Raw genomic sequence first — 23,327 nt, forward strand, 5'->3', positions numbered from 1 at the left:
GTGACCGCACCGCGCGAGCCGGACCCCTCGCCCCCCGCCCCGCCGCCGCCCCCTCCCGCGCCCCCGCCGCCGCCCGACCTCGACCTGCGCCAACGCCTGGTCGGCTCGCCCACGATGCGGCTGGTCGGGCTGGCCGGACAGGCCATGGGCAACCGGTACCGGCGGGTGCTCGCCGAGGAGGACGGGCTCTCGCCCGGCGCCGCCGGCGTGCTCAACGCGCTCGCCTGGGGCCAAGGGCGCGGGCTGGAGGCCGGCACCCCGGGCCGGGCCACGCACTCGGAGCTCGCCCAGCGCTGCATGATCACCCCGGCCACGCTCACCGGCCTGGTCTCGACGCTGGAGAAGGCCGGCTACGTCCGGCGCCGGCGGGACGAGTCCGACCGGCGGATCGTCTGGCTCACCCTCACCGAGGCCGGCGAGGCCCGCTCGCGCGAGATCGGCCTGCGGGCCAAGGCCGCCAACGACGAACTCATGCGAAAGTTGACCCCCGAACTCGAAGCCGCCCTGCGTGACTTCCTGATCACCGTGATCGAGAACGACCTCGCGGTCGTGCACCAGGAGACGTCCGTCTTGTCCGAGCACACCTCCACGCCCGCACACCCCGGGCACCGGGCGCCGACCGCGCGGTCGGCGCCGCCCGTCCCGACCACCGACCAGCCCGCCCCCGGGAGGACGCCGTGCTGATCAAACTGCTGCGCGAGTACCTGCGCCCGTACCGCAAACCGATCGCGGTGGTGGTGTGCCTGCAGTTCCTGGCCACCCTCGCGATGCTCTATCTGCCCACGCTCAACGCCGACATCATCGACGACGGCGTGCTGACCGGGGACTCCGGCTACATCTGGCGCACCGGCGGGATCATGCTGGCCATCACCCTGGGCCAGATCGCCTGCCAGATCTGCGCGGTCTACTTCGCCGCGCGCACCGCCATGGCCGTCGGCCGGGACCTGCGCGCGGCCCAGTTCCGCCAGGTCCAGCGCTACTCGGCCCGCGAGGTCGGCCAGATCGGCACCCCGTCGCTGATCACCCGCAGCACCAACGACGTGCAGCAGGTGCAGATGCTGGTGCTGATGTTCTTCGTGATGACGGTCTCCGCGCCGATCATGATGGTCGGCGGCGTCATCATGGCGCTCAACCAGAACGTCACCCTCTCCGGCCTGCTGGTCGTCATCATCCCGGTGCTCGCCTGCGTGCTGGCGCTGATCATCTCGCGGATGGTGCCGCTGTTCCGGGCCACCCAGGGCAAGCTGGACGTGATCAACCGGGTGCTGCGCGAGCAGATCTCCGGCGTGCGGGTGGTGCGCGCGTTCGTGCGCGACGGGCGCGAGCGAGACCGGTTCGAGGAGGCCAGCGGCGAGCTGCTCGCGGTCTCCCTCGGCGCCGGCAAGCTGATGTCGCTGATGTTCCCCTCGGTGATGCTGGTGATGAACCTCTCCAGCGTCGCCGTGCTCTGGTTCGGCGGCCACCTGATCAGCGACGACCGGATGCAGATCGGCGCGCTCACCGCGTTCCTCAGCTACCTGATGCAGATCCTGATGTCGGTGATGATGACCGTCTTCACCTTCATGATGGTCCCGCGGGCCGAGGTCAGCGCCGAGCGCATCCGCGAGGTGCTGACCACCGAGTCCAGCGTCGTGCCGCCCGCGAACCCGGTCAGCCCGGAGGCGACGACGGGGCTGCTCGAGCTGCGCGCGGTCGACTTCGCCTACCCCGGCGCCGAACAGTCGGTGCTGCGCGGCGTGGACGTGCTCGCCCGCCCCGGCGAGGTCACCGCGATCATCGGCTCCACCGGCGCGGGCAAGACCACGCTGCTCTCCCTGGTGCCGCGGCTGATGGACGTCACCGCCGGCTCGGTCCTGGTCGACGGCGTGGACGTGCGCGAACTCGACCCGAACGCGCTGAGCAAGGCCGTGGGCTACGTCCCGCAGCGGCCGTACCTGTTCTCCGGCACCATCGCGAGCAACCTGCGCTACGGCAACCCGGACGCGACCGACGAAGAGCTCTGGCGCGCCCTCGAGATAGCCCAGGGCCGCGACTTCGTCGAGGCCATGCCGGAGGGGCTCGACTCCCCGATCGCGCAGGGCGGCACGAACGTCTCCGGCGGCCAGCGCCAGCGCCTGGCCATCGCCCGGGCCCTGGTGCGCCGCCCGGCCGTGTACCTGTTCGACGACTCCTTCTCCGCCCTCGACTACGCCACCGACGCGCGGCTGCGCGCCGCCCTGGCCCGCGAGACCGTGGAGGCGACGGTGCTGATCGTGGCGCAGCGGGTGAGCACCATCCGCCACGCCGACACCATCATCGTGCTCGACGAGGGCCGCGTGGTCGGCTCCGGCCGGCACGCGGAGCTGATGGAGGAGAACGAGACCTACCGGGAGATCGTGCTCTCCCAGCTGACGGAGCAGGAGGCTCTCGCATGACGACCAACGCTCCGGAAGAGACTTCCCCGGCCGACGAGGCGCCCGAGGCGCAGGTCGTGGCCAAGGTCGACGTGGTCGAGCTCGGCGGCGGCGCCAAGACCGAGGGCGGCGAGGCTCAGGGGGAGGGCGGCGAGCGGGTCGTCCCGGCCCGCGGCCTCGGCCCGGCCCCCGGCACCCGGCGCGGCCCCGCCGCGTTCATGTCCGGCCAGTCCACCGAGAAGGCGCTGAACTTCAAGGGCTCGAGCAAGCGGCTGCTGGCCACCATGAGCCCCGAGCGCCCGCTGATGATCTTCGCCCTGGTCCTGACCGCGATCGGGGTCACCCTCAACGTCATCGGCCCGAAGATCCTCGGCAACGCCACCAACCAGATCCTCAGCGGCGTGGCCGGGCGCCAGACCGCCGCGTTCCACGGCCTGAGCCGGGCTCAGCTGCTGGCCAGCCCGCGGCTGCCGGCCGGCGTGCGCGAGATGCTCAAAAGCGTGCAGTTCGTCCCCGGTGTGGGCATGGACTTCGACGCGATCGGCCGCACCCTCGGCGTCGTCGCGCTGATCTACTGCTGCTCCTCGATCGTGCTCGCCGTCCAGGGCCGGATCGCCACCGCGCTGGTCCAGCGGGCCGTCTACCGGATGCGCAAGGACGCGCAGGCCAAGCTCTCCCGGCTGCCGCTGAGCTACTTCGACGGCCAGCCGCGCGGCGAGATCCTCTCCCGGGTCACCAACGACATGGACAACCTGGCCCAGACGCTGCAGCAGACGCTGAGCCAGATCGCGATGTCGCTGATGACCATCGTCGGCGTGCTCACCATGATGTTCTGGATCTCCTGGGAGCTGGCCCTGCTGGCGCTGGTGACCATCCCGCTCTCGGTGGTGCTGGCCGCGCGCATCGGCAAGAAGGCCCAGCCCCAGTTCGTCAAGCAGTGGGGCACCACCGGCCGGCTCAACGGCCACATCGAGGAGCAGTACACCGGCCACACCCTGGTGAAGGTCTTCGGCCGCCAGGACGAGGCGATGGCCGAGTTCGACCAGCAGAACGAGACGCTCTACCAGGCCTCGTTCAAGGCGCAGTTCATCTCCGGCCTGATCCAGCCCGCGATGATGTTCATCGGCAACGTGAACTACGTGTTCATCGCCGTGGTCGGCGCGCTCAAGGTGGCCACCGGCTCGCTCTCCCTCGGCGACGTGCAGGCGTTCATCCAGTACTCGCGCAGCTTCAGCCAGCCGGTCACCCAGGTCGCGAGCATGTCCAACCTGCTCCAGTCCGCGGTGGCCTCGGCCGAGCGGGTGTTCGCGCTGCTCGACGCGACCGAGCAGACCCCGGACGACGCGCAGGCGCCGACCGTGGACGAGGTGCGCGGCCAGGTCGAGTTCGAGAACGTCTCGTTCCGCTACAAGGCGGACACCCCGCTGATCCAGGACCTCTCGCTCTCGGTCAAGCCCGGCCAGACCGTGGCCATCGTCGGCCCGACCGGCGCGGGCAAGACCACGCTCGTCAATCTCCTGATGCGCTTCTACGAGATCGACGAGGGCCGGATCACCCTGGACGGGGTGGACATAGCGCGGATGACCCGGGAGGACCTGCGCTCGCGCACCGGCATGGTGCTCCAGGACGCCTGGCTGTTCGGCGGCTCCATCGCGCAGAACATCTCCTACGGCGTGCCGGACGCCCCGATCGAGAAGATCGTGGCGGCGGCCCAGGCCACCCACGTCGACCGGTTCGTGCGCACGCTGCCGGACGGCTACGACACCGTCCTGGACGACGAGGCCTCCTCGGTCTCGGCCGGCGAGCGGCAGCTGATCACGATCGCCCGCGCGTTCCTCGCCGAGCCCGCGATCCTCATCCTGGACGAGGCGACCAGCTCGGTGGACACCCGCACCGAGGTGCTGATCCAGCGGGCGATGAACTCGCTGCGCGAGGGCCGCACCAGCTTCGTGATCGCGCACCGCCTGTCCACCATCCGCGACGCCGACCTGATCCTGGTGATGGAGAACGGCCGGATCGTGGAGCAGGGCGACCACGAGGAACTGCTCGAGCGCCAGGGCGCCTACTCCCGGCTCTACCAGGCCCAGTTCGCCTCGGCGGTGGCCGAGGTCGACTGACCCCGAGGTCGAGTGACCGCCGTCCTCCGGCGCGGCCCGCTGCCCGCGGACCGCGCCGGAGGCGTGTCGGGGCCCGGCCGACCGGTGAGCCGACCACGATCTCAGTGGTCTTCTCCCAACACCCTCGCCACTCGCGCCGAGCCGGAATACCCTGGTGTTATGGCGAGGCCGGGAGGGGTCCGAAGAGGTATCAGTGCTCTGGCCAAGTTCGTCTGGGGGCTGATCGCCTTCATCGTCATCAGCTCGCTGGGCGGGGCGGTGGTGGCCGGGATGGCGCTGCCCGCGGTCGCCGCGGCCGGCCTCGGCGCCAAGGCCGCCTCCGACCATTTCCAGAACCTGCCGGGCGACTTCCAGCCGCCGCTGCTGCCGCAGCGCAACACCGTCGAGGCGGCGGACGGCTCGGTGATCGCCACCACCTGGGACCCGGACAACGAGAGCAACCGGGTCGTGGTGCCGCTCTCCCAGATGAACATCCTGATGCAGCACGCCATCGTCGCGGTCGAGGACCAGCGCTTCTACCAGCACGGCGGGATCGACTGGAAGGGCACGATCAGGGCCCTGGTGAACAACTCCGAGGGCACCGGGAACCTGCAGGGCGGCTCCGACATCGCCCAGCAGTACGTCAAGAACTCGCTCGAGCTCGAAGCCGGCACGAACAAGGCCGCGTTCGCCGCCGCCCAAGCCGACACCTTCACCCGCAAGGTCCAGGAACTGCGCTTCGCCACGTCCGTGCTCCAGCAGATGGACCGCGGTCAGCTGCTGCAGGCCTACCTGAACCTGATCCCCTTCGGCAACGGCGCCTTCGGCGTGGAGGCCGCGGCCGAGACGTACTTCGACACCACCGCGGCCAAGCTCGACGCCGACCAGGCCGCCCTGCTCGCCGCCGTGGTCAACAGCCCCACCGCCGACGATCCCTTCGACCACGCCGGAGCCGCCTGGACCCGGCGCAACGTCGTGCTCGAGGACATGGCGCAGCAGGGCTACCTCACCCGGCAGCAGGCGGCCGCCGACGAGAAGCAGCCGCTGAACCTGAAGCCGGGCGACCAGGAGAACGGCTGCATCACGGCCGGCTCGGACGCGTTCTTCTGCATGTACGTGTACTACTCCTTCCTGCAGGACCCGACCTACGGCTCGAGCGTCCAGGCCAGGGAGAACCTGTGGAACCAGGGCGGGCTGGTGATCAAGACGACGCTCTCGCCGAAGGACCAGGCCTCCGGCCAGAACGCGGTCTCCGCCCACACCCACTCCACCGACCAGGTGGCCACCGCGCTGGCCATGGTCGAACCCGGCGACGGCGCGATCACCGCCATCGCCCAGTCCAAGCCGATGGGCAACGGCGTCGGCCAGACCTACGTCGACCTCGCCGCCGATCCTTCGCACGGGGGCGGCGAGGGATTCCAGGCCGGCTCCTCGTTCAAGATCTTCGAGGGACTGGCCGCGCTCGAGGACGACTGGAACCCCGCCACCGTGATGAGCGTGCCGAGCCCGCTGGTCGAGACCGGCCTGCACGTACCGGTCTGCGTCGCCGGGGCCAAGCCCACGATCGTCTGGCCGGCCGACTACCAGCCCAACAACGACGACGACCGCGGGTTCACCGGGACGCTCCCGGAGGCGTACTGGTTCTCCGTCAACACCTACTTCCTCACCCTGGAGACGAAGACAGGGCTCTGCCAGCCGGCGTCCATCGCCCAGTCCATGGGCGTGACCGCGGACAACGACACCGGCACCGGCGCGCCGCTCGACCAGTTCGCCTCCTTCACCCTCGGCACGAACCTGATCACCCCGATCGAGATGGCCGGCGCGTACGCCACCCTCGCCGCCCACGGGGAGTACTGCCGGCCATACGTGATCACCCAGGTGGCGAATCTGTCCGGCAAGCAGTACCCCGCGCGTGGCAAGCAGTGCGCGCAGGTGATCGACCCCAACCTGGCCAACGAGCTGACCGCGATGCTGCGCGGCGTGCTCACCGTCCCCGGCGCCACCGCCGACGGCCTCGGCATCGGCCGCCCCGCCGCCGGCAAAACCGGCACCACGACGTTGTCGATAGCTACCTGGTTCGACGGCTTCACGCCGCAGCTGGCCACCGCCGTGTGGACCGGCTTCATCAGCCCCAAGCACGGCGACTTCCTCGGCTATATGGAGATCGGCGGCCACTACTGGGCTCAGCAGATCTTCGGCGCCACGATCTCCGCGCCGACCTGGCAGCAGGCGATGGAGGGCGCGCTCAAGGGGCAGTCGGTAGAGGACTTCACCCAGCCCTACGGCTTCCCGCCGATCCCCTCGGGCTGATTCGCCGTCAGTCCGGCGACGTCGTCGAAGCACCGCCGCGGGATACGCTGAGTCGATGACGGCACCCGACTTCACCGCTCTGCGCCTGGCCGACGGCGTGCTCGCCCCCGCGGACGCGAACGTGGTGCTCGCCGAGTGGATCGCCGAGGGCGCCTCCGGCGAGGAGCCGCTGTACCAGGCGCCCTTGCATCGCCACGAGGAAGACGAGGCGTGGTACGTCCTGGAGGGCAGCCTATGCGTCCGCATCGGCGAGCAGGTGAGCGAGATCTCGGCCGGTGGCGCCGTGATCGTCCCCGGCGGCATCGCGCACACGTACTGGAACCCGGCGCCCGACCCTGCCCGCTACCTGCTGGTGATGGGTGCTCGTACGTACGCCCTCATCCAGGCGATCCACGCCGCTGAGGACCGTAGCCCGGACGCGTTGCGCCGGCTCTTCCGGGAGTACGGCGCCGAGTTGCTCGACGGCTGATTCGGATGCTTGGAAGCCGTGGATCAGCCGGTGAGGAGCCCGCGGCGTGAACCGTCCGGACCGTCCGAACCCACCCGCGCGACGGTTACGCGCCTACCTGGCCGATGCCGTTGAGGAGATCCGCAAAACTTCCGTGTTCTCCTCTGCGGTGGACTGGGACGAGGTAGAGCGCGAGGCAACGGCAGTACTCGACGTCGCCGACTGCTACGCCGACACCCACGCCTTCCTGCTCGCGGTACTCCACCGAGCCGGCGGCCCCCACAGCCACCTGACCCCGCCGCCCGGTTCGGCCCCGACCCGCCAACGTAGCCCGCAGATGACAGCGGCCCTGGGTCCTCCGACACCCACCGGCCACCTCATCGACGAGCCGCCGGCCGCCGTGGCCTACCTGCGCCTGCCGAAGCTGTCCGAAGGCCGCAAGAACACCCGCAGCTACCTCGCCGCTGGCACCGCGGTCATGAGGAGCCTGATCGCCGCCCGCCCGGCCGGATGGATCGTGGACCTGCGCGCCAACATCGGCGGCGGCATATGGCCGATGCTCGCCGTCGCCGCCCCGCTGTTGCCCGAAGGCGTCCTCGGGCACTTCCTGCTGCCCGACGGCCGAGCCGAGGTGTGGTCCGCGCACCACGGCCGGATCAAGCATGACGGCAAGACCATGGCCCGCAGCCGTACCCGTACCCGTACCCACCGCCCCGGCGACGACCAATCCCGCATCGCCGTGCTCACCTCACGCCACACGTCCAGCGCCGGCGAGGCCGTCGCCCTCGCCTTCCGCGCGCAACCCCGAGCGCGTCTCATCGGCGCCCCCACGGCAGGAATGAGCACCGCCAACCGCACCCACATCCTGCGCGACGGAACCCGCCTGCGCATCAGCGCGTCCGTCTACGCCGACCACAACCGCGTCCCCGTCGACGGCCCGGTCCCCATCGACGAGCACCTCCCCGACAACAGCCGCGACAGTGCCCTGAGCGCTGCGCTGCAGTGGATACGCGGCTGACCGGAGATTCGAGATCTGATGCAGGCTGGTCTGGAACCGTGTCTAGCGCGAGTTGATGATCGGCTGGGTGCTGGTGGAGCGTGGTGGTCTGTCGGGTCGGGTGGGGGCGGTCGCTTCGCGTCGCCCTGTTTCGTGTGTCCACCCACCCACCCGTTGCGTTCGCGGGGCGGCCTGCGGTTTCAAGATCTCGCCTCCGGCGCGGGCCCTTCCCTCGGAGAGAGAGCCGGGGTTTGTGGGGTGGTGGGGTTGCGGGGGTGTGCTCTCTCCTCGGTCGGTCCCCGGAGGCAATCAGGGACCTGCCGGGAGGTCAAGCGGCGGTGGCCCTGGTTGATGATGGATTTTGCATGGCGCCGCTTGACCTCCCGGCAGAACCCTGATCGGGCTTCGCCTGCCCGACCGAGGAGAGAGCCCACCCCCTGGGGAGCGGTGCGAGCTGCGCTCGGGCCCGGGTCCCGGCCGGTGTCCCGGTCGCGCTCGGTGCGGAAGGATCCTGCATCGCCCTGATCCGAGCATCCCGGTCCTTGATCCGTGTGAAGGGTCAGTGGTCCGGCCGCGCTTGCTGCTGAATCGTGCATTGTCGTTCTAGGCCGCCGTCTTCTTCTCTACTGCTTCAACGCCGGGGAGTGCGCCCGAGTGCCCGGAATCTCCATTATTTTTTCTTTTCCGGCAAAGGCCGGATTCACGGCTTTTGTCGGTGGTGGCGTCTAGTATGGAAGAGTACGGAGGATCGGGACGTGCGATGGGAGGGGTGGTGGACGGGATGGCTGGTCAGATGGCGTCAGGAGGGTGGCCGAAAGTGGTGCAGGATTTCCCCTTGGCGTGCGACCGGGCCGCGCGATCCTGTGCAGTGTGTGAGCACCGGGTGGATCCGACCGGGGCGATGCAGAATTCGACGGCAGGCACGATCGGAGCACCGAAGCCTTCGCGCGGATCGAGGGCCGGGATGTTCGGATCACGGCGATGCAGGATCCTTCCGGATCGAGCGCGGTCCGGCGTGCGGGATTCTGCTGCGAGGTCTGGGATCGGGGTGGAGCGCACCGGGGCGATGCACGATTCAGCAGCAAGCGCGACCGGGCCACGGGACGGGACTCGGCCCGAGTGCAGCTCGCACTGCTCCTCCAGGGGGTGTGCTCTCTCCTCGGTCGGGCAGGCGAAGCCCGATCAGGGTTCTGTCGGGAGGTCAAGCGGCGCGATGCAGAATCGAGCATCAGCCCAAGTCACCGCCGCTTGACCTCCCGACAGGTTCCTGATTGCCTCTGGGGACCGACCGAGGAGAGAGCACACACCCGCAACCCCACCATCCCGAACCCCAACCCGCCCCGCTACGCCAGCACCCACGCGGACCCGGCACTCTCTCCGAGGGAAGGGCCCGCGCCGGAGGCGAGATCTTGAAACCCCAGGCCGCCCCGCTACGCAACGGGTGGGCGGGTGGTCAGACGAACCAGGCGACGCGAAGCGCGGCCCGCACCCCGACGACCACCCCGAGCCGACAGATCACCACGCCCCACCGGCACCCAGCCGATCATGAACTCGCACTAGAGAGATCTCGAGCATGCCGCTTCCCGAGCACGAACTCGTCGCCACCGCCTCCACCGTGGTCTACCGGAACCGCTGGATCGCCGTCCACGAGGACAAAACCCTGCGACACGACGGCGTCGAGGGCATCTACGGCGTTGTCGACGCAGCCGACTTCGCGCTCATCCTCCCCTACACCGACGGCGGGTTTTACCTCGTCGAGCAGTACCGGTACACGGTGAAGGGGCGGTACTGGGAGTTTCCGGGAGGCTCCTGGGAGGCCCAGCCGGACGCCGATCCCCTCGACGTCGCCCGCGGGGAGCTGGCTGAGGAGACCGGGCTGACGGCGGGCACCATGACCTCGCTCGGCCACCTCTACCAGGCATACGGGATCAGCGGTCAGGGCTTTCACATGTTCCTCGCGACCGACCTCACGGTCGGCGAGCCCGACCTTGAGGAGACCGAGGCAGGACTGGTCAGCCGGTGGTTCTCGGAGGCCGAGGTCTGGCAGCTGATCGACGAGGGCCGCTTCAAGGACGCGCCCTCGATCGCCGCGCTCGCCTGCTTCCAGCGCCACCGGGCGAAGGAGGACGCACGGGGGACGGTGAACTCAGAGCCGGTCGAGCCAGGCGTGGCCCGGGTGGACGCGGGCGAGTAGGTCGGTGAGGGTTGCGCGCTGGTTCGGATCGAGGTGGGGGAGGGTTTCTTCGAAGTCTGCCTGGTCTTTTGGGCGCACCTGCTTGGACTTGAAGAGCAGCACGAACTCCGGTGCCAGGTAAGGGATTCCGTCCGCGCTGTGGCGGATGACGGCGTCGTACGGCAGCCGAATCGTCGGGTCGTGGCGGCAGATCCATGCGTCGCCGTCGTGCGGCTCGCGGAACACGTCGAGGAGGTAGTCGTCGGTTCGCGGGTCGCGTAGCCAGGTCTGGTGCGTGGCGGCGATGACCTCCGGTGCGGCGCCGCGCCAGAGCCTGCCGCTGCTGACGGCGTCGAAGGCGTAGCCGTCGAATCGCGCGCGGATCTCGGCGAAGCGGTTCGCCGGGACGGCGATCTCGAGGTCCCCGTGCTTCCTCGTCTGCTTGCCGCGGAACAGATCCAGCGCCCAGCCCGCGGCCACGTACCAAGGCACTGCGACCTCGGCCAGCAGGCGCGCCACCTGGCTCGGAGTCCAGTGATGCGCCCAATTTCCGTCGAGGGCTGCGATCTCCTCAGCGGACAGCCGCACGCCGCCTTCGAGCTCTGCCTCGCTCACGTCACCAGTCTTTTTCAGTCGGGCGGGGCGGGGCTAGTCCCCGGGGTGGGTTGGCGGATATGGGTATGGACACCGCTAAGCTGCTCTGCCAGTTGAGCTACGAGGCCTGACGGCCTCGACGGGACTCGAATCCGCAACCCGCCGATTAAGAGTCGATAAGCGATGGCCTTCGACCCGCCAGCACCCTCCCCGGGGGCTCGTTGCCGCAACCTTAGGGCCCTGAGTTCGAGCCTGCCAGCGATTTATTGCCGCGGCTGCGGCAGGTAGGGCGCGATGGCGTGGGCGAGCAGCGGGATCGGCATCGACTGCAGCCAGATCTCGCCCGGACCGGTCAGCGCGACGAGGTGGAAGCCGTTGTCCCCGAACAGGATGTTGCGCACGCCCTTGAACCGGGTGATCTGGAAGCTCACCGTCTCCTGGAACAGGCCCACGTGGCCCGGGTGCACCAGCAGCGTCTGGCCCGGCGCCAGCTGGTAGGTGGTCACCTCGCCGGACAGCTCGATCCAGGCCTCGCCGTTGCCCTGCAGCTTCTGCAGCAGGAAGCCCTCGCCGCCCCACAGACCCGCGCCGAGGCCGGCCACCGGCGCCGCCGAGGCGTTCACGCCCGGGGTGCCGCACAGAAAGCCGTGCCGGTGCACCATCATCCCGGCGCCCGGCCCGATGCGCACCGGCAGGATCTGGCCGGGCGCCTTCGTGGCGAACGCGACGATTCCGCCGCCCCCGCCCTGGTTCAGGTACTGGGTCTGGAAGAAGCTGCCGCCGCCGAGGGCCCGCTTGACCCCGGCCAGGAAGCCGCCGCCTCCGCCCATTCCGTTGCCGGTGGTCTGCGAGACCGCGATGTTGGGCGACATCCACGACAGTTCGCCGTGTGTGGAGATGACCGACTCGCCCTGGTTGAGGGCGATCTCGAGGACGGGCAGCGTGGTGCCCTTCACAGTGGCCTGCATGCCTCGGAGCTTACCCGTCGGGGCGGGTTCGCAACGTGGTGCGGGCCGCCTCCCCGGAACGGGAAGACGGCCCGCGTCGTGCGCGTCGGTCAGCCGGCGGCTAGTCGACGTTCAGTGCGTTGTCATCGACCACGAAGTCCGTGTACAGCGACGCGTCCTCGGAGCCGGTGAACTTGAGCGTGACGGTCTGGCCGACGTACGAGGCCAGGCTGTACGAGTGCTGGGTGTAGCCGGAGTTGTGGTTCAGGTTGGAGAACGTGGCCAGGGTGCCCAGCACGGTGCCGCTGGAGTTGAGCACCTGCACCTTGAGCGTGTCGTACGCCGTGGTGGTGGTCGTCTCCGCCGTGTCGATGTGCAGGTAGAAGGAGAACGTGGCCGTGGTGCAGCCGGCCGGGATGGTCACCTTCTGCGCCAGCGTGTCGGTGTGGGTGGTGCCGTAGCCGTCCATCCAGGCGTCGTAGTTGCCGGAGTGGGCGGGCTCGTCGACCGTGTCCGAGTTGAGTACGCCGGCCGTGGAGGTCCACGGGCTGATGGAGCCGGTCTCGAAGCCCGGGTTGCCCAGCAGCTGCGCCGCGCTGCAGCCGCCGCTCGCCGCGTTCACCGTCCAGGTGAAGCTCGCCGAGCCGGACGCGCCGGTGGTGTCCTGCGCCGTGACGGTCACGCTGAAGGTGCCCGAGGCGGTCGGGGTGCCGGAGATCAGGCCGCTGCTGGAGATCGACAGACCGCCCGGCAGACCGGTGGCGCTGAACGTCAGGGTCTGGCCGGAGGCCGAGTCGGTCGCGCTGATCTGCTTCGAGACCGCGGTGCCGACCGTCCCGGTCTGGTTGCCCGGGCTGGTGACGGTCACCGTGTTACCGGTGGTGGAGTTGATCGTCCAGGTGAAGCTCGCCGAGCCGGACGCGCCGGTGGTGTCCTTCGCCGTGACGGTCACGCTGGAGCTGCCCGAGGTGGTCGGGGTGCCGGAGATCAGGCCGCTGCTGGAGATCGACAGCCCCGCCGGCAGGCCGGTGGCGCTGAAGGTCAGGGTCTGGCCGGAGGCCGAGTCGGTCGCGCTGATCTGCTTGGAGACCGCGGTGCCGACGGTGCCGGTCTGCGTGCCCGGGTTGGTCACCGTGACCGTGTTCGCGCCCGAGGAGCCGTTCGTCAGACCCGTGATGCCGTTCGGGGTGCCGATGCCGGTCGGGCCGTCGTAGCCGGTCTCCGCGGTGCACAGGAACGCCGGGCTGCAGGACGAGGCGTCCTTGCCGCTGGTGACGTCGTAGAAGTTGGCCGTGTGGTTGTAGACGTCCTGCGCCGGGTTGGCGCCCGCGCTGCCGCCGAGGGCGTACATCGCCGCCACCATCGGGGAGGACGCGCTGGTGCCGCCCACCTCGTTCCAGCCGCCGTTGCCGTTGGTGGTGTCGTAGACCGCCACGCCGGTGGCCGGGTCCGCGTCCGCGGCGACGTCGTTGTCGATGCGCTTGGAGCAGCCGCTCAGCCCGAGCGAGGTCTGCCAGCTCGGCTGGGCCTCATACGAGGAGCAGCCCGAGCCGGTGCCCTCCGAGCCGGTCGTGGTGTTCCACACCGACTCGGTCCAGCCGCGCGAGTTCGAGGCCGTGCTCAGCGCGGTGCCGCCGACGGAGACCACGTAGGGCGAGGTCGCCGGGTAGCTCGCGCCGTAGTCCGCGTCGCCCGCGGACACGGTGACCACGACACCCGAGTGGTTGAAGTACGAGTCGTACGAGGTCTCGGTGGAGTCCTCGCTGCCGCCCCACGAGTTGGAGACGTAGCCGGCCAGGCTCGCCGCCGCGTTGTTGGCGGTGTAGAGGCCGTCACTGGTGTCGTCCTGCGCCTCGACCAGGACGATGTTGCACAGCGGGCAGATCGCCGACGCCATGTCCAGGTCGAGCGACTCCTCCAGGGTCCAGTCGTCCGAGGACGGGGCCGTGGAGGGCAGCGGCGAGCTCGCGCCGTTCTGGTTGACCACTCGGAAGCTGGGCACCGCGGGCAGGCCCGCGGCGGAGCGGTAGGCGGCCAGGTCGCTCGCGGCCGTCGGGTCGTTGTACGCGTCCACGATGGCGATCGTGCGCCCGGACCCGTTCGCGGCCGAGGCCGAGGTCAGGTTGTAGGCGGACTGCAGCTGCGAGGGACCGTAGCCGACGCCGGAGGGAATGGCGTCGGGCGAGGCAGCGGCGGCGACCGGCTTGATCCCGTCGCGCTTGTACGACATGCAGGACAGTTTGCCGACGGCGATGTCCGAGCAGACCCGGCTGGCGCCGGAGTTCGTGCTCGTCAACGCCGGCTGCGAGGCGTGCGCCGAACCGGCCAGGGCCGGTGCCGTAGCGGCCGAGGCCGCCGCGGCGCCGCCCAGGGAGATCGCGGCCCCCAGGGCCACTGCGGTGGCCAGGCTCGCGCCGGCCCGCAGACGTTGGGTGATGCTCACGCGGTGTGTTCCCCTCTCGGGTGGTGCGGCCAGGCGATCGGGTGTGCCCGGCCGCGTGGGTGATGCGGTCGGCTGGCAGCGGGCGCGCGGGATCGCCGCGGCGCGGGCGGAGCCGGCCGACCGTTTGCCCCGTCGGGCTGCTCGGCGGGACGGTGCGGACGCGTGGAGCGTGGGTGCGATGGTGCGAGGTGGGTAGTGCGGCGCCCGATCCGACCGTGCCGAGTTCTGGTGGGTGGTGAACTGTGGGTCTACGCCCGGCGAGCCGGGCGACGGTGCGTCAGGTGCTGCGAACCACGCGGCTCCGGCATCCGACCGACCGGTCGGTTCCGGATCGCGCTGAGCTGAAAACTAGCGCCGGGCCCGGGAGCGGTCAACGCCGGGCGGGTGGGCACGAACGTCAAGTTCTACCCAAGTCAACCGGTGTCCGCGACTGTGGTCACCGGGGTTTCGGCGCCCTCGAATGGTCCAGTTCTAGTGGAGGGTGCCGGGCGCGCGGCAGAGGATGGCGGGGGGCCCCGTGCCGGTGTGCGCCGGGACTCGCGGCCGAGGAAAGGGCTGGGACCATGGAGTGGACGTGCTGCGGCGGCGAGGGCGCCTCGTGCGCCGGTCGGCGGGATCTGGGCCTGCTGTTGATCCGTGGGGTGGCCGGCGCGGTGCTGATGGCGCACGGGGCGCAGAAGCTGTTCGGCTGGTTCGGCGGCAAGGGGATCGAGGGCACCGCGGGCGGGATGGAGTCGATGGGCTTCGAGCCGGGCCGGGAGAACGCGATGGCGGCCGGGCTGTCCGAGGCGGGCGGCGGGGCGCTGCTCGCGCTCGGGCTCGCCGTGCCGGTCGCGGGGGCCGCGGCGGCGGGCGCGATGTCGGCGGCGACGGCGGTGCACTGGGAGGGCGGCTTGTTCTCGCAGCACGGGGGCTTCGAGCTGCCGCTGCTGCTCGGCGCGACGGCGGTCGGGGTCGGCCTGACCGGGGCCGGGCGGCTCTCGCTGGACCACGCCACGAACCACGTGCTGGATCGGTCGTGGATGGTGGTGGCGGCGTTCGCGGGCACGACGCTGCTGGCGGGCACGGTGGTCAACCGGCGCAACGCGGTGATGGCCAAGCGCGCCGGGGCGGCCGAGGAGGACCGGGTCGAGGCCGAGGCCGTGCGCAACGCCGAGGACGCCGCCGAGGAGGCGCGGCACGAGGCGGACGAGGCCCGGCACGAGTCTGGCGACGGCGGCTCGGCCGCCGGCTGATCTCCGCCGCAGGGTCTTGACAGGGCCGACGGCTCCTGGTGAGCTGGTCTGTCGGCCACTGCGTCGCGTCGCGCGCACGGACGGTCCGACGGCGAGGACGCGACAAGGGAGTCGTGATGACCGATCGGCTCGGCGAACCGCTGCCCGCGGACCTGCGTGACGAGGGCGAGCGGCTCACGGCCGACGAGCTCGCCGCGCTCCAGCTCTCCCGGCTGCGCCGCACGCTTCGCCACGCCTACGACCACGTGGAGCTCTACCGCCGTAAGTTCGACGCGGCCGGGGTGGCTCCGCGGGATTGCCGCGGCCTCGAGGACCTGGCCCGCTTCCCCTTCACCACGAAGGCGGACCTGCGAGATACGTACCCGTACGGCATGTTCGCGGTGCCGATGGAGCAGGTGCGCCGGGTACACGCGTCGAGCGGGACGACCGGCCGGCCCACCGTCGTCGGCTACACCGAGAACGACCTGTCGATGTGGGCCGACGTCATGGCGCGCTCGATCCGCGCGGCGGGCGGCCGGGCCGGGCACAAGGTGCACGTCTCCTACGGCTACGGCCTGTTCACCGGCGGGTTGGGCGCGCACTACGGGGCCGAGCGGGCCGGCTGCACGGTCATCCCCGTCTCGGGCGGGATGACGGCGCGTCAGGTGCAGCTGATCCTCGACTTCCGGCCCGAGATCATCATGGTCACGCCCTCGTACATGCTCACGCTGCTCGACGAGTTCGAGCGCCGGGGAATCGATCCGCGGGAGACCTCTTTGCGGATCGGGATGTTCGGCGCCGAGCCGTGGACCGAGCAGATGCGCACCGAGATCGAGCGGCGCGCCGGGATCCACGCGGTGGACATCTACGGCCTGTCCGAGGTGATCGGGCCAGGCGTCGCACAGGAATGCGTGGAGACCAAGGACGGGCTGCACGTGTGGGAGGACCATTTCCTGCCCGAGGTGGTCGACCCGGTCTCCGACGAGGTGCTCGCGGCCGGCGAGCGCGGCGAACTGGTCTTCACCTCGCTGACCAAGGAGGCGCTGCCGGTCATCCGGTATCGGACCAGAGACCTGACCCGGCTGCTGCCGGGTACGGCGCGGGCTCCGTTCCGGCGGATGGAGAAGGTCACCGGACGCTGCGATGACATGATCATCCTGCGCGGCGTGAACGTGTTCCCCAGTCAGATCGAGGAGATCGTGCTGCGCACCCCGGGCGTCGCGCCGCACTTCCAGCTCGAACTCACCCGCGAGGGCCGGCTCGACCGGCTGACCGTGCGGGCCGAGGCAAGGCCGGAGGCGCGCGACGACGCGGACCTGCGCACTGCGGCGGGCGCGGTGATCGTGCGCGCGGTCAAGGACGTGGTCGGCGTCGCGGTGGAGGTGCAGATCGTCGACCCGGACACGCTGGAGCGCTCGGCGGGCAAGCTCCAGCGAGTCAGGGACCTGCGTCCGAACGATTAGCTCCCTGGCCCGGCCCGGCCCGGCCCGCGCCCGCCTCCGCGCCCGCCTCCGCGCCCGCCTCCGCGACCGCGTCCGCGGTCAGGCCACCTGCGCCGTGCCGCGTTCGAAGACGATCCGGACCGCGATCCCGGTCAGCATCGTCCCCATCAGGTACCGTTGCGCCCGCAGCCAGGCGGGCCGACGCGCTAGGAAGCCGGCGATGCTGCCGGCGCTCATCGCGATCGCCGCGTTCCCGCCGACCGCGATCGCGATCTGGGCCAGGCCGAGCGCGAGGCTCTGCTCGGCCACGTGCCCGCGCGCCGGATCGACGAACTGGGGGAGCAGGGACAGGTACATCACCGCGATCTTCGGGTTCAGCAGGCAGGTGGCCAGGCCCATCGCGTAGAGCTTGCGCGGCCGGTCCGGCTCGAGTTCGCGCGGGGCGAACACGGCGGTGCCGCCCGGCTTGACCGCCTGGTAGGCGAGGTAGAGCAGGTACCCGGCGCCGGCCAGCTTCACCGCGAGGTAGAGCTCGGGTACGACCTCGAACACGGCCGCGATGCCTGCGGCTACCGCGGCCAGGTAGACCAGGAACCCGGTGGCGACCCCGAGCAGCGAGATCAGCCCGGCCCGGCGGCCCTGCGTGATCGAGCGGGACACCAAATAGATCATGTTCGGGCCGGGCGTGAGCACCATGCCGAAGGCCACCGCGGCGATGCCGAGCTCCGCGCTCGCGCTCAAGGGGAAGTCCATGCCTCGAAGCTAAGGGCTGCGCTAGGCTCGGTGCAATAAGAACTTTGCACTCGGTGCAATCCGGGGCGCGGCCGTGGGAGGTGCGGTGATGGCGGAGGAGACGCGGCAGGATTATCAGGGTCTTGCCGACGAGGTCGCGGAGCGGATCGCGGTCGGCGCGCTGCGGCCGGGCGAACGGCTGCCGACGCAGCGGGCCTACGCGCGGCGCCGAGGGATCGCGCCCTCCACCGCCACCAGGGTCTACCGCGAGCTGGTGCGCCGCGGCCTGGTCGCGGGCGAGGTGGGCCGGGGCACGTTCGTCCGCGCCGCACCCGCCGCGGGCGGGCCCGCCCTGGCCGAGCCGGCCGCCGCGCCGATCGACCTCGAACTCAACTATCCGGTGATCCCCGATCAGGCCGCGCTGCTGGCCCGGGCTCTGGGCCCGCTGCTGCGCGGCGACGCCCTCGAGGACGCGCTGCGCCCGATCGGCGTCGTCGGTACGGCCGCGGCCCGGGAGCGCTTCGCCGGCCTTGCCGCCGAGGACGGGTGGACGCCCGCACCCGCATCAGTGCTGTTCGCGGGCAATGGAAAGCAGGCCGCGGCGGCCGCGCTCTCCGCGCTCGTGCCGCCGGGCGGTCGGCTCGGCGTCGAGGCGCTGACGTACCCGGTCATCAAGGGTCTGGCCCAGCGCTTGGCCATCACCCTCGTGCCGCTGCGGATGGACGAGCGCGGAGTGACCCCCGAAGCCCTGATCGCCACGCACCGCGCCAACCCTTTGCGCGCCGTCTACCTCCAGCCGCGCTCGCACAACCCGCTCGGCCACAGCATGGACGACGCACGCCGCGACGAGATCGCCAATGTCCTGCGACACGAGGGCATGTACGCGATCGAGGACGCCGTCTGGTCGTTCCTCGCGCCGCCGGGCACGGCCTCGCTCGCGTCTGCCGCGCCGGAGCGCGTGGTGCGCGTCGACAGCCTGTCCAAGCGGCTCGCCCCCGGCCTTTCCGTCGGCTTCCTCGTCGCGCCCGCGTCGCTGCACGCCGAGCTCGCCAACGCAGTGCGCTCATCCCCCGCCTTGCCCGGCGCGTTCGCCCTCGAAGCCGCCGTGCGCTGGCTGGGCGACGGCACCGTCGAGCGGATCAGCGCCGCCAAACGCGCCGATGCGGCAGCCCGCGCACGGCTGGCCCGCGCAATCCTGGGCGGGCTCGGCGCGAGCACGTCGGAGCACTCTTATTCCTGCTGGTGGGAGTTGCCCGAGCCGTGGCGCGCGGAGACCTTCGTCGCGGCCGCGGCCGGACTCGGCATCGCGGTCACCCCGGGCGCGGCCTTCGCCGCCGACCCGCGCAGCGCGCCGCGCGCCGTCCGCATCGGCCTCGCCTCGCCGACCCTCGACGTGCTCGAAGACGCGCTGCGCAGCCTCGCCGAGCTCTGCCGCGCCGGAACCTAGACGAGCCTGGCCCTTTTCTCACCGTCTGGCTCGGATCGCCGGACCGGCCCGTTCGGGTCGATCGGCTGTGCCGCCTGCAACGCGTACTCGACGTAGTTCAACGCGTCGTTGAGCGTGTCGAACACCTCGCGCCCGATCCCGGCCGTGCGCACCGCCGCGGCCCGCGCCAGCAACTGCGGCGCGAGCACCTGGAAGTCCTCGATGTCGAGCTCGGCGCCCGCGATGCGCGCGGCCAGCTTCCGCTCGGCCTCGGTCAGCTCCGCCACCGCGGTCTCGAGCTCCTCGACCCGTCGCCGAGCCCGCTGCGGCCACTCCCGGATCGCCTCGGCGTCAGGCTCCTGCTGCTCGCTGGCCTCCTGGTAGAGCTCGGCGGCCTGCCGTTCGTGCTCCTCCAGCTCGGCCACCTTCATCAGGGTGCGGCCACGTATGTCGATGAGCTCACGGCGCGCCCGCTGCAGTTCCTCCAACAGTTCCAGCTGCCGACGGCCCACCGCCTGCAACCGCTCGTCCAGACCCATCCGCGTCACCCCTCTGCCGTCGCCGCACGGACGATTCCCACCCGTATCAACTCAACTCCCTGCAGCCCGCCGGAGTTCCCGTTCGGGCGGGTCGGCGGGTGAAAACCGGGACCGGGCGCGACCATGAGGACATGTCCGACGTGCACGGGGTCCCCTCCGCCCCACCACCCGACCCCGAGGGCGACTACGCGCGGGCACCCGAGCCGCCGGGCCGCGACTGGAGGCGCACGCTCGTGCTGAGCGCCGTCGGCCTGGCCCTGCTGATCATCGCCTACATCATCCTGGCGGCCTTCATCCCGCGCTGGTGGTCGCAGCAGATCGGCCGGGCCGTGGACGGCAGCTTCAGCACGGGAACGCTGCTCGGGCTCTGCCTGGGCTTCACCTTCACCGTGGTCCCGCTGGCCGTGCTCACCCTGGCGTGCCGCCGGAATTCGACCTGGCAGCTGCGGCTGACCTGGTTCATCGTCGCGGTGGTGCTCGCCTTCCCCAACCTGTGCACGCTCAGCGTCGCCGCGGGTGACGGCAGCGGCGCCCACGCCGGCCAGCGGACCATGGACGTCACCGCGCCCGGCTTCCGCGGCGGCACATTGGCCGGCGCGATCGTCGCGCTCGCGGTGTACCTGTTCGTGCTCTTCCTCATCCTGCGCCGCCCCCGGCGCGCGGACAGCTATCCGGCTTGAGCGGGCCGCCGGGCGGAGCGGACGCGGCGGTTCAGGCCGAAGCGGCGTCCGAGGCGGCGTCTGACGCGGCGTCGGGAACGGTACCGGCGGCGGCGGACGCCTTGCGCCGCCGGAGCCCACGCTCGATCGCGCGCGGATGCACCCGCACCCCGAACTCCCGCTCGACCAGCGCGGCGAGTTCCTTCCATTTCACCGACTTCCGGTGGGAACGCTCGTGCTCCACCCGCTCGAAGATCTCCTCGGTGAGCCGGCTCGCGGTCGCGTTCTGCTTCGGCTCCAGCTCCGGACCGGCCTCGATCTCGGCGGCGGCGAGGGCGATGGGCTCGGGCTCCGGCTCAGGCTCGGGTTCCGGCTCGGGCTCCGGCTCGGGCTCCGTCTCGGATTCCGGCTCGGGCTCGGCCGCGGGTTCGGGCTGCGGCTCGGCCTCCGGCTCCGCCTCCATCAGCTCGCCGAACAGGAACGACCGCGCGCCGTCCGGCTCGCTTCGATCCGGCTCGAGCAGGGCTTGATCGTGCCGCGCGCGGGTGAACCAGAACACGCCCACGCCCACCAGCGCCAGTACGACCATGCACAGGACGAGCAGGGCCCACTCCCCGGGTATCGCGTCCTCTCGCGTCCCCCATCCGCCACCGTCTAGCCAGGTCACTCCAAGATCCTCACCCGGCCCCCGGACCCCCGCAACCAGGACCCACCCGGACGCACCACGCCCCGCGCGCTCCGATACACCCGTCCAGATGGATGCCCGGCGCCGTTGTTGACCTTAGACTCGCGGCTGTGGCGCAGGAGATGGCGGAGGACCGGCCCCGCGGCAGCGGCCGGTCGCACGAGAGGCACGAGGGGGCCGCGGACTCCCCGGGCTCCGACGGGCCTTCGGGGCCCGGGTCCGCGGAACCGGCCGGCTCCACCAGCGGCGCGGTGCGGCCGGAGGCGGAGCAGGAGCGGCGCCGGCGGCTGCGGCACCGGCTGACCCAGGCCCTCGCGATCGCGGTGATCATCGCCGTGTTCGCGTTCATCTTCCCGCGGATCGCCTCGTACGGCGCCGCCTGGCGCGTCGTCAGCTCGATGACCGCGCCCTGGATCCTGGCCCTGGCCGGGGTCACCGTGCTCAACCTGGTGGTGAACTGGTGGTTCATCACCGCCTGCCTGCCCGGGCTGGGCCTGCCGCGCGCCGCGGCGATGAACCTGTCCTCGACCGCGGTGGCCAACACGGTGCCGGGCGGCGGCGCCATCGCCCTCGGGGTGAGCTGGAACATGGCCTCGGCCTGGGGGTTCAGCGGCGAGCAGTTCACCCTCTACACCCTGGTCTCCGGCCTGTGGAGCCAGTTCGCCAAGTTCGGCACGCCCGCGGTCGCGCTGATCGCGCTCTCCGCGGTCGGCTCGGCCAACCGCTCGCTGGTGCTGGCCACCATCCTCGGCACGGCCGTCTTCCTGGCCGCGCTCGGCGCGGTGATCGCGGCGCTGCACAGCGACGGGTTCATGGCCGCGCTCGGCCGGGCGGCGCAGCGGTTCATGGACTGGCTCACCGGCCTGTTCCACCGTCAGGGGCCCCGGCACGTCGAGCGCGGCTTCCTCGACTTCAAGCACCAGGCCGCGCACCTGCTGGCCACCCGGGGCTGGCTGATCAGCATCTCCGTCCTGGCCAGCGATCTGGTCGGCTGGCTGGTGCAGCTGGCCTGCCTGCGCGCCTGCGGGGTGGGCGCGGCCGAGGTCTCCTGGGAGAAGTCCTTCGCCGGCTACGCGCTGATCCGGCTGCTGACCACCATTCCGATCACCCCGGGCGGACTCGGCATCACCGAGGTCGGGCTGACCGCTTATCTCGCCTCGGGCCTCGGCGGCGCGGCCACCGACCGGATCGCGGCGGCGATCCTGCTCGCCCGCGCCCTGACGTTCGTGGTCCCGATCCCGCTCGGCGCCGTGAACTTCACCGTGTGGAAGTGGCTGCGGCGCCGGGACGATCCGCTCGGCCCGCTGGCCTGAGCCGCCCCGTTTCGCGGCTGCGTCGCAGGTCAGCGCCGCCTTTTCCGACCGCGCCCGGTCCCCGGGTCGCAGGTCCCGCCGGGCTGAGGCAGGCTGGATACGTAGTCTCTGGCGGACAAGGGCCCATCCCGGGCCCGGCCGTTCGCGGAAGGAGGAAGGCGATGCTGAGGTTGACCCGCTGGATGATCGGCGCGCTGCTCGCCGTGGCCGGCGCCATCATCGCGATCTGGAGCGTGTTCCTGAACTGGTACGGGAACCGCGACGGCTCGGACATCCGCATCTGGGATCTGTTCAACCACGCGACGACCACGAACTCGGACACCGCCACCTCACTTCTGCTTCCGATGGCGATCGCCGCCGTCCTGGTGCTGGCCGGGGTGGTGGTCGGGTGGCGCTGGCTCTGGGCGCTGGCCGGCCTGGTGGTGATCACCACCGTCTACCTGTGGGGTCTGCGGCAGGCGCAGACCGTGCCCGGGCTGCACGCCACGCTGGTCGGCGCCGGGGTTCCGCTGGCGTTCTCCGGCGGCGCGCTGATGCTGGTCGGCTCGGCCCTGGCGGCGAGGCGGCGGCGCAAGCGGACGCCCGCGGCCGAGCGCCGCGAGTACGCGGCCGAGCGCGACCACGTCTCACCCGAATGGGCGCCGGACGAGTCGACCCAGGTCGGCGGCGCCACGATGGGCACCGGCGAGCCGCGATCGGATTACGGCGACGAGCAGGCGGTCGAAGGGGAGGGACAGCGCCGCCGGCACCGCCTGCACCTCTAGCGGCGCTCACGCGCCGCGCGCGGCGCGCGAGCCCGCACCCCACCGGCTCGCCCGGACCGATCGGTCCGGGCGAGCCGGTTGCGTCGTGCCCGGATCCGGTCGTCCGCGGGCCGGCAGGCCGGCAAGGTCTGCCTGAAAAGCCCAACCCGCCG

At 71.2% G+C, this 23,327-nt stretch carries 19 protein-coding genes; 13 read left to right on the forward strand and 6 right to left on the reverse strand.

All coding sequences use genetic code 11. The features are described from left to right. The 7 genes from ACTRO_RS44300 (at window position 1) to ACTRO_RS34215 (ending at window position 10,438) form a co-directional block, all read left to right on the forward strand. Entirely contained in the window at window positions 1-684 is a 684-nt protein-coding gene (locus tag ACTRO_RS44300; protein WP_211244500.1) for a MarR family winged helix-turn-helix transcriptional regulator, read from the forward strand. Continuing rightward, window positions 678-2,414, forward strand: coding sequence for an ABC transporter ATP-binding protein (locus tag ACTRO_RS34190; protein WP_034269888.1), 1,737 nt, complete (start codon window positions 678-680; stop codon window positions 2,412-2,414). The genes ACTRO_RS44300 and ACTRO_RS34190 overlap by 7 nt, the downstream gene beginning before the upstream one ends. Beyond that, complete coding sequence (locus ACTRO_RS34195) at window positions 2,411-4,510, forward strand: ABC transporter ATP-binding protein (RefSeq protein ID WP_084316722.1); 2,100 nt, start codon at window positions 2,411-2,413, stop codon at window positions 4,508-4,510. The genes ACTRO_RS34190 and ACTRO_RS34195 overlap by 4 nt, the downstream gene beginning before the upstream one ends. A 159-nt stretch (window positions 4,511-4,669) precedes the next feature. Continuing rightward, window positions 4,670-6,799, forward strand: coding sequence for a transglycosylase domain-containing protein (locus tag ACTRO_RS34200; RefSeq protein WP_051451806.1), 2,130 nt, complete (start codon window positions 4,670-4,672; stop codon window positions 6,797-6,799). Window positions 6,800-6,854: 55 nt separating this feature from the next. Further along, complete coding sequence (locus ACTRO_RS34205; protein WP_084316723.1) at window positions 6,855-7,268, forward strand: cupin domain-containing protein; 414 nt, start codon at window positions 6,855-6,857, stop codon at window positions 7,266-7,268. Window positions 7,269-7,314: 46 nt separating this feature from the next. Then, the gene (locus ACTRO_RS44305) at window positions 7,315-8,265 is read left to right on the forward strand and encodes a S41 family peptidase (RefSeq protein ID WP_157436599.1); all 951 of its coding nucleotides are present in this window, start codon (window positions 7,315-7,317) and stop codon (window positions 8,263-8,265) included. A gap of 1,552 nt (window positions 8,266-9,817) precedes the next feature. Next, window positions 9,818-10,438 carry an NUDIX domain-containing protein gene (locus tag ACTRO_RS34215; RefSeq protein WP_084316724.1) on the forward strand — a complete coding sequence of 207 codons (621 nt, stop codon included), beginning with the start codon at window positions 9,818-9,820 and terminating at the stop codon, window positions 10,436-10,438. Here ACTRO_RS34215 and ACTRO_RS34220 read toward each other — a convergent pair. The 3 genes from ACTRO_RS34220 to ACTRO_RS34230 all read right to left on the reverse strand — a co-directional run bounded on the left by ACTRO_RS34220 (window position 10,391) and on the right by ACTRO_RS34230 (window position 14,401). Continuing rightward, window positions 10,391-11,032, reverse strand: a complete 642-nt coding sequence (locus tag ACTRO_RS34220) for a nucleotidyltransferase domain-containing protein (RefSeq protein WP_034269891.1) — start codon at window positions 11,030-11,032, stop codon at window positions 10,391-10,393. The genes ACTRO_RS34215 and ACTRO_RS34220 overlap by 48 nt on opposite strands. A gap of 242 nt (window positions 11,033-11,274) precedes the next feature. Then, window positions 11,275-11,979, reverse strand: coding sequence for an AIM24 family protein (locus ACTRO_RS34225; RefSeq protein ID WP_034269894.1), 705 nt, complete (start codon window positions 11,977-11,979; stop codon window positions 11,275-11,277). Between the two features lie 100 nt (window positions 11,980-12,079). Next, window positions 12,080-14,401: a putative Ig domain-containing protein gene (locus ACTRO_RS34230; RefSeq protein WP_063628123.1), complete on the reverse strand. Its 2,322-nt coding sequence runs from the start codon at window positions 14,399-14,401 to the stop codon at window positions 12,080-12,082. Window positions 14,402-14,964: 563 nt separating this feature from the next. Between ACTRO_RS34230 and ACTRO_RS34235 the strand changes: the two genes are divergently transcribed. Together ACTRO_RS34235 and paaK are read left to right on the forward strand one after the other, a co-directional pair. Next, a complete protein-coding gene (locus ACTRO_RS34235) occupies window positions 14,965-15,636 on the forward strand; it encodes a DoxX family protein (RefSeq protein WP_063628124.1) in 672 nt (223 codons plus the stop codon). 116 nt (window positions 15,637-15,752) lie between these two features. Beyond that, complete coding sequence (paaK, locus tag ACTRO_RS34240) at window positions 15,753-17,078, forward strand: phenylacetate--CoA ligase PaaK (RefSeq protein WP_034269897.1); 1,326 nt, start codon at window positions 15,753-15,755, stop codon at window positions 17,076-17,078. Window positions 17,079-17,156: 78 nt separating this feature from the next. On the opposite strand, the gene ACTRO_RS34245 is transcribed toward paaK, so the two are convergent. After that, window positions 17,157-17,810: a LysE family translocator gene (locus ACTRO_RS34245; RefSeq protein WP_034269900.1), complete on the reverse strand. Its 654-nt coding sequence runs from the start codon at window positions 17,808-17,810 to the stop codon at window positions 17,157-17,159. An 88-nt stretch (window positions 17,811-17,898) separates the two neighbouring features. Here ACTRO_RS34245 and ACTRO_RS34250 point away from each other — a divergent pair, with 88 nt between their 5' ends. Then, on the forward strand, window positions 17,899-19,236 hold the full coding sequence (locus tag ACTRO_RS34250) for an aminotransferase-like domain-containing protein (protein ID WP_034269903.1): 1,338 nt from the start codon (window positions 17,899-17,901) through the stop codon (window positions 19,234-19,236). Here the strand turns inward: ACTRO_RS34250 and ACTRO_RS34255 are convergent. Then, window positions 19,233-19,754, reverse strand: a complete 522-nt coding sequence (locus ACTRO_RS34255; RefSeq protein ID WP_034269906.1) for a hypothetical protein — start codon at window positions 19,752-19,754, stop codon at window positions 19,233-19,235. The two genes, ACTRO_RS34250 and ACTRO_RS34255, sit on opposite strands and share 4 nt — an antisense overlap. Window positions 19,755-19,885: 131 nt before the next feature. Between ACTRO_RS34255 and ACTRO_RS34260 the strand changes: the two genes are divergently transcribed. Then, window positions 19,886-20,434, forward strand: a complete 549-nt coding sequence (locus ACTRO_RS34260) for a hypothetical protein (RefSeq protein WP_051451808.1) — start codon at window positions 19,886-19,888, stop codon at window positions 20,432-20,434. A 31-nt stretch (window positions 20,435-20,465) separates the two neighbouring features. On the opposite strand, the gene ACTRO_RS49195 is transcribed toward ACTRO_RS34260, so the two are convergent. Next, window positions 20,466-21,080 (reverse strand): hypothetical protein, encoded by a 615-nt coding sequence (locus tag ACTRO_RS49195; protein ID WP_211244501.1) that lies wholly within the window; start codon window positions 21,078-21,080, stop codon window positions 20,466-20,468. Window positions 21,081-21,208: 128 nt separating this feature from the next. On the opposite strand from ACTRO_RS49195, the gene ACTRO_RS34270 reads away from it, so the two are divergent. Then, window positions 21,209-22,411, forward strand: a complete 1,203-nt coding sequence (locus ACTRO_RS34270; RefSeq protein ID WP_034269909.1) for a lysylphosphatidylglycerol synthase transmembrane domain-containing protein — start codon at window positions 21,209-21,211, stop codon at window positions 22,409-22,411. A gap of 161 nt (window positions 22,412-22,572) precedes the next feature. Then, window positions 22,573-23,175, forward strand: a complete 603-nt coding sequence (locus tag ACTRO_RS34275; protein WP_051451810.1) for a hypothetical protein — start codon at window positions 22,573-22,575, stop codon at window positions 23,173-23,175. Window positions 23,176-23,327 lie beyond the last annotated feature (152 nt).

This window comes from Actinospica robiniae DSM 44927 (assembly GCF_000504285.1).
In the GTDB taxonomy this organism is placed as follows: Bacteria; Actinomycetota; Actinomycetes; order Streptomycetales; family Catenulisporaceae; genus Actinospica; species Actinospica robiniae.